Raw genomic sequence first — 1,057 nt, 5'->3', positions numbered from 1 at the left:
GGTCATACCGACCGCGGTTCTCCGGCGTCCACATCCCGCCAAATCGCGCACCACCCGCCGCAACCCGCCAGTCACAACCGATTCAGATGACTCACCATGTTCCCGGATGGACACTTAGCGGGAGATGGTGCCACCGCTTGTCACCATAGGCGCCGCGTCCGGCCGATGAAGGTCCGGGCGCGCCAGGACGCCATCCTGCGGGCGCTGCGGCGCACCGCCACGGCGACGGTCGCCGAACTGGCGGCGGAGGTCGGCGCCTCGCGGCGCACGGTCCTGCGCGACATCGGCGCGTTGCGCGACCAGGGCTTCGTCATCCAGTCGGAACCGGGGCCGGGCGGCGGCGTCCGGCTCGACCCGCGATCGGTCCAGGCCGCGGCGCCGCTGACCGTGGTGGAGGTCTTCGCCCTGGTGGTCAGCGTGACCAGCATGCGGATGTCGAAGGCCTTCCCCTTCTGCGGCCTCGCCGACAGCGGCCTGGCGAAGGTCGAGCGGGGGCTGCCGCCGGCGAAGGTGGCGGACCTGCGTGCCCTGCTCGAATGCCTGCATGTCGGACGGCTGTCGCCCCGGCAAACCCTCGCCGACATGGGCCCGATGGATCCGGCGCTGCTGCCGGCCTTCGAAACCGCGTTCCTGGAGCGGCGGCCGATGCGGTTCCGCTACCGCGACGCCAAAGGCGCCGAGACCAGCCGCGAGGTCGAACCCCAGGCCATGCTGATCCTGCCGCCGCTCTGGTACCTGGTCGCCTGGGATCCCCGGCGTTGCGGCTTCCGCCATTTCCGCATGGACCGCATCGGCCGGCCCGACGTGGTTGCGGATGCCAGCTTCCGGCGCAGGCGCGTGCCATTCGCCGATGACGTCTGCCCGTTCGGCGAGGTGGCGTCCTGAGGGCCCACCCGGAATCGCGAACCCACCCGAAATCCCGAACGCGGAGGGGCGCGCAGGCCGCCTTTGCGCCGCCGCTTGGGTGGGCAGGCTCCGCGCCGGGCCGGACCCGGCGGCTCGCGGCGGGCAGCAGGCGCCCGGCGCGCATCACGGGCACCGCGCCTCGCGCCGTCCT

At 72.8% G+C, this 1,057-nt stretch carries 1 protein-coding gene; it reads left to right on the top strand.

Annotated features, from left to right (window positions below; genetic code table 11):
• Positions 1 to 165 precede the first annotated feature (165 nt).
• Positions 166 to 885 (top strand): helix-turn-helix transcriptional regulator, encoded by a 720-nt coding sequence (locus tag E2C05_RS32005; RefSeq protein ID WP_133223626.1) that lies wholly within the window; start codon positions 166 to 168, stop codon positions 883 to 885.
• Positions 886 to 1,057 lie beyond the last annotated feature (172 nt).

The sequence above is a fragment of the Paracraurococcus ruber genome (assembly GCF_004353985.1).
Lineage (GTDB): Bacteria > Pseudomonadota > Alphaproteobacteria > Acetobacterales > Acetobacteraceae > Paracraurococcus > Paracraurococcus ruber.
The sequence above is the reverse complement of the archived record's forward strand: the minus strand, read 5'-3'. Positions and strand labels throughout refer to the sequence as shown.